Here is a 3089-nt window from a genome sequence, read left to right as displayed (position 1 = left end):
CCCGAACAACGTGATCCAGATCGACGCCTTCGCCCGTCTCTTCGACGGCTTCTCGATCGGCTCCAACGACCTGACGCAGCTCGTCCTGGGTGTCGACCGCGACTCCCGCATCGTGGCCTTCGACTTCGATGAGCGCGACGACGGCGTGCAGGCCATGATCCGCCAGACCATCGAGGGCGCACGGCGCAACGGCCGCCACGTGGGCATCTGCGGCCAGGCGCCCTCGGACTACCCGGACGTCGCCGCGCACCTTGTCGAACTTGGCGTCGATGCCATGAGCGTGACTCCGGACACGCTGCTCAAGATCACCCGCGACGTCCTCACCGTCGAAAGGCGACTGGGGCGCCTGCCCCGGGTGCAATGCGAAACGACACGGCACATTGCCTGAGGTCCCTGCAGTGCGACCGTAAATTGAAGCCTCGAGAACATCCAGGAGCTTGACGCCATGCGCTTCGCAGATCGACACGATGCCGCCGAAAGGCTCTCGCAGGCGTTGCAGTCATGGCGAGGCCACCACCCACTGATTCTGGCCATCCCTCGCGGCGCCCTTGAAATAGGCAATCTTCTTGCCCATCGGCTGGAAGGTGAACTCGACGTCGTTCTCGTCCGAAAGCTCAGGGCGCCATCGTCGCCGGAATTCGCCATCGGCTCGATCGACGAGAGTGGCTGGGCGTACGTCGCTCCGTACGCTCGATCGGCTGGCGCGAGCGAGGCCTACATTGAAGAAGAAAAACGCTGCCAGCTGGACCTCCTAAGGGACCGGCGCAGGCGGTATACGCCCGATCGGACTCCGATCGAGGCAGCAGGCCGCATTGTCATCGTGGTCGATGATGGCCTTGCGACCGGCGCCACCATGATGGCCGCATTGCACGCAGTGCGTGCGCGCAAGCCTGCCAGGCTGGTCTGCGCAGTACCAGTCGCTTCCGCTGAAAGCCTGGACCTGGTGCGCCCCTTCGCCGATGAGCTCGTGTGCCTGCAGGTTCCTGAGGATTTTCAGGCGGTCGGACAATTCTATCGGTCGTTTGGGCAAGTCGAGGACGAAGAYGCGATCCGACTGCTGAGCGAGGCAAGCGCCCGATTTCGCCCACCGAGGCACTCTGCGGTCTCGACTTCCACGAAGGGATTTCCGTGACATCCGACGCACAACGCCGAAGCGACGTACCGGGGCCGTCGAAGCATGGCAGGGGGTGGAGCATGAAACTCTTGGAGCGCATCAGACCCGAGCAGTCGCGATTCTTGGTCATGGCCCGGAGCAACTGATGCCCTGGACACCCGAACGCTACCCCGCCTCGATGCGCCACTTGCCGCCTGTAGTGCGGCTCAAGGCAGTCGAGATCGCGAACGCGCTGCTCGCCGAGGGCTGCGACGATGGCAAGGCGATCCGGATCGGCATTGCCAAAGCGAAGCAATGGGCGCTGGGCCTGAATGCGAGGACTCGGGGATGACGGCCCTCCTGACCGACCTGTACCAGCTCACCATGCTGCAGGCCTATCTCGAGGAAGAGATGACGGCTACGGCCGTCTTCGAGGTGTTCGTGCGCAAGCTGCCGTCGCAGCGCAACTTTCTTGTCGCCGCGGGGCTGGAACCGGTCTTGCACTTCCTGGAGACCTTGTCCTTTTCCGAAGCGGAGATCGACTGGCTGCGCGAACGGGGCGGATTCTCCGACCAGCTGCTCGACCATCTGGCCGGTTTGCGCTTCGAAGGCGATGTCGACGCGATGCCGGAGGGCACCGTCTTCTTCGCCGACGAGCCGTTCATCCGAGTCACTGCGCCCCTGCCGCAGGCGCAGTTCGTGGAGAGTCGGTTGCTGAATCTCGCGCATTTCTCGACGCTGGTGGCATCGAAGGCAGCGAGGTCCGTCCTCGTTGGAGGCGGAAGGCGGCTGATCGATTTCGGCATGCGCCGTGCGCACGGTGCCGAGGCAGCCGTCCTGGCAGCGCGATCGGCCTACCTTGCCGGCTTCGACGGCACGGCGACGGCCGAAGCCGGCCGCCGCTTCGGTATCCCGGTATCCGGAACGATGGCGCATTCCTTCGTGCAAGCCCACGCCAGCGAGCGTGCGGCACTCGATGCCTTCGCGCGTGCCCGGCCACAACGACCCGTTCTGCTGATCGACACCTACGACACGGAGGCGGCCGTGGTCAAGCTGATCGAGCTTGTTCCCGCGCTGCGCCGGGACGGCATCGCTCCGGGCGGCGTGCGCATCGACAGCGGCGACCTGGCCGCCCATGCAACGGCCGTGCGTCGCCTGCTGGACGCCGCCGGCCTGCCGGATGTCGAGATCTTCGCCAGCGGCAATCTCGACGAGCATCGGATCGCCGCACTCGTCGCCGCGGATGCTCCCATCGATGGCTTCGGCGTCGGCACCGCGCTCGACACCTCCTTCGACGTCCCCGCCATCGACGCCGTCTACAAGCTGCAGTCGTATGACGGTGTGGCGCGCCGCAAGCGCTCCGAAGGCAAGGCGACCTGGCCCGGCATCAAGCAGGTGGTCCGGCAACTGGGCGCCGACGGTCGCATCGAACGCGATGTCGTGCAACTCGACGGCGAGCCTCGCCGGGGCGAGGCCCTCCTGCGCCCCTGCATGCGCGGCGGCTGGCGCGTCGGCTCGTCGCCGACCCTACAGGAATCTCGGGCTTACCACGTGCACCAGATTAGCCTCCTGCCGGATGCTGTGCGCATACTGCAGCCGGCCTCGACACCGGTCGGCGTGGACATATCGCCGGCAATCCGCGCGCTGGCGCAGCAATTGGATGCCGCGCCCCATTGAGCGCCCCGGAATCATGCATGGAATCGCCCGAGACCATGCCCGGCATTGAAGACCGGCTGCGCTGCCTCGAGGCGGTGCTCTCGTCCGACGGCTCCAGCGGTGCTGTGCGCCGCATGGAGACCCACATGTCCTGGGTCCTGATCGGCGAGCGGCAAGTGCTGAAACTGAAGAAGGCGGTGCGCTATCCCTTCCTGGACTTTTCCTCGGTCGAGGCGCGTGAACGCAATGCCCGGTAGGAGATGCGACTCAACCGGCGGTTGGCGCCGCAGGTCTATCTCGGCCTGCTCGCCCTGCGGATGGACGGTGGCCTGCTTCGCGC

At 65.8% G+C, this 3089-nt stretch carries 5 protein-coding genes; all 5 read left to right on the top strand.

Annotation, left to right across the window (positions count from 1 at the left end):
- The coding region (locus AC1DY5_RS49235) for a putative PEP-binding protein (RefSeq protein WP_478121602.1) at window positions 1–388 on the top strand (388 nt) is incomplete at its 5' end.
- Between the two features lie 57 nt (window positions 389–445).
- Window positions 446–1132, top strand: a complete 687-nt coding sequence (locus AC1DY5_RS49230) for a phosphoribosyltransferase (protein ID WP_478121601.1) — start codon at window positions 446–448, stop codon at window positions 1130–1132.
- A 127-nt stretch (window positions 1133–1259) separates the two neighbouring features.
- Window positions 1260–1445 (top strand): DUF2188 domain-containing protein, encoded by a 186-nt coding sequence (locus tag AC1DY5_RS49225; protein WP_478121600.1) that lies wholly within the window; start codon window positions 1260–1262, stop codon window positions 1443–1445.
- Window positions 1409–2770, top strand: coding sequence for a nicotinate phosphoribosyltransferase (locus tag AC1DY5_RS49220; RefSeq protein ID WP_478121599.1), 1362 nt, complete (start codon window positions 1409–1411; stop codon window positions 2768–2770). Before AC1DY5_RS49225 ends, AC1DY5_RS49220 begins: the two co-directional genes overlap by 37 nt.
- Before the next feature lie 17 nt (window positions 2771–2787).
- Window positions 2788–3006: a hypothetical protein gene (locus tag AC1DY5_RS49215; protein WP_478121598.1), complete on the top strand. Its 219-nt coding sequence runs from the start codon at window positions 2788–2790 to the stop codon at window positions 3004–3006.
- The last annotated feature ends 83 nt before the right edge of the window (window positions 3007–3089 follow it).

The sequence above is a fragment of the Variovorax sp. P4_D9 genome, from assembly GCF_056401695.1.
This window is presented reverse-complemented; position numbering and strand designations above follow the sequence as displayed.

Bases quoted from the DNA above. Each gene is read 5' to 3' on its own strand.
- AC1DY5_RS49215 (WP_478121598.1), top strand. From the start codon at position 2,788: ATGGAATCGCCCGAGACCATGCCCGGCATTGAAGACCGGCTGCGCTGC.
- AC1DY5_RS49220 (WP_478121599.1), top strand. From the start codon at position 1,409: ATGGGCGCTGGGCCTGAATGCGAGGACTCGGGGATGACGGCCCTCCTG.
- AC1DY5_RS49225 (WP_478121600.1), top strand. From the start codon at position 1,260: ATGCCCTGGACACCCGAACGCTACCCCGCCTCGATGCGCCACTTGCCG.